Below are 1,853 nucleotides of genomic sequence, written 5' to 3'. Positions count from 1 at the left end.
TGTTGTATGGCGGGCATGCCGCCAGTCTGTGGTGAAAGTCCACGTGGGGCGTAGTTGCCGACGAACCCCAAAGCAACTCCCAAGGTTTGCATCGTGAGGTGTTGGCTAGAAGAAGGGATAGCGAAATCGTAGCCTGACGGACAGAAACCTGATAATAAGGCGCCTATGGTGGATAAGCTGGCAACAGACAGCGAAGTCCTAAAGGCAACCGTAGCCCGTAGACGTAAATCAGGCAGGTAGACGAGGAAAGACTGGCAGGCTTATCCCGCGAGGTCTCACAGGCGGTACCATTAGCCGTAGTAACAACGTACTGTGAGAAGTCAGCAGAAGCCGTAGTAGGCAACGCTCTGAAATGGAGTTGCTAAAGGGCTGAACAATGTAACCGTGTAATCAAATGTATGCTCCATGGAATACCTGACAGCGGAAAGGGCGAAACGTATATGAGCAGAGACCGCACGACTTAGGGCGAATTCATGGGAACGGAAAGGAGAGAATACACAAGGCTATGTCGGAACTGTTGGAAAAGATACTGTCCAACGACAACATGAACGTCGCATACAAGAGAGTCTGCGTCAATAAAGGAGCGGGTGGTGTAGACGACGTGACTGTTGACGAACTCGGCGATTATATCAAGGAGAATTGGAACAGTATTAGAGAGCAAATCAGGCAGAGGGAGTACAAACCCCAGCCGGTCAGGAGGGTAGAGATACCCAAACCTAACGGAGGAGTGAGAAAACTTGGTATTCCAACCGTAATGGACAGGGTAATTCAGCAAGGCATAGTGCAGGTGATAAGCCCTATGTGTGAGCCTTTGTTTTCGGATTGGAGTTATGGCTTCAGACCAAACAGGAGCTGTGAAATGGCAATCAGACAACTGCTTAATTATCTGAACGAGGGTTACGAGTGGGTAGTGGATATCGACTTGGAGAAATTCTTTGATAATGTGCCGCAGGACAAGCTCATGAGCCTTGTCCATAACATAATCAATGATGGAGATACGGAATCACTCATTCGCAAGTACCTCAAAGCAGGAGTTATGACGCCACAGGGTTACGAGGAAACAAAACTCGGAACCCCGCAGGGCGGAAATCTATCACCGCTACTGTCGAACATCATGCTGAATGAACTGGACAAGGAACTTGAAACGAGAGGACTCCGCTTTACAAGATATGCCGATGATTGCATTATCGCTGTCAGAAGTGAAGCAAGTGCTAAGCGAGTCATGCGGACGGTGACGGACTGGATACAAAGGAAACTTGGGTTAAAGGTTAACATGACCAAAACCCACATCACAAGACCACGGAATCTGAAATATCTTGGCTATGGATTCTACAAGGACAATAATGCAAAGGAGTGGAAATGCAGACCGCATCAGGACTCGGTTGCTAAGTTCAAACGAAAGCTCAAAGAACTAACTTGTAGGAAGATGCCTGGAACTGTCACAGGTAAGATTGCGAAAATCAACCTGGTAACAAGAGGGTGGATAAACTATTACGCCCTCGGCTCCATGAAAACAGCAATGGCAGATGTTGACGCGCATTTAAGGACAAGGCTTCGGGTAATTATATGGAAGCAATGGAAGGTACCGAAGAAACGCCAATGGGGACTGCAAAAGTTAGGCGTGAATAAAGACCTTGCACGGCTTACTTCGTACTGTGGTGACCGCTACCAATGGGTCGTCACCAAAACCGTGGTTGTCAGAGCAATTTCCAAAGTTGTTCTTGCAAGAGCTGGTCTTATCAGCTGTCTCGACTACTATAATGAGCGTCACGCTTTGAAGTTATGTTGAACCGCCGTATGCCGAACGGCACGTACGGTGGTGTGAGAGGGGGATTATATTCCCCCTACTCGAT

Annotated in this window: 1 protein-coding gene; it reads left to right on the top strand. The window is 48.0% G+C overall.

Features of this window, described 5'->3' with window-relative positions; genetic code table 11:
* Positions 1-505 precede the first annotated feature (505 nt).
* A complete protein-coding gene (gene ltrA, locus BXO88_RS16075) occupies positions 506-1,789 on the top strand; it encodes a group II intron reverse transcriptase/maturase (protein ID WP_078038738.1) in 1,284 nt (427 codons plus the stop codon).
* The last annotated feature ends 64 nt before the right edge of the window (positions 1,790-1,853 follow it).

The organism is Oribacterium sp. C9 (genome assembly GCF_002007235.1).
GTDB lineage: Bacteria > Bacillota > Clostridia > Lachnospirales > Lachnospiraceae > Oribacterium.
The sequence above is the reverse complement of the archived record's forward strand: the minus strand, read 5'-3'. Positions and strand labels throughout refer to the sequence as shown.

Excerpts from the sequence above, each read along its gene's own strand:
- ltrA (WP_078038738.1), top strand. The coding sequence starts at position 506 with ATGTCGGAACTGTTGGAAAAGATACTGTCCAACGACAACATGAACGTC.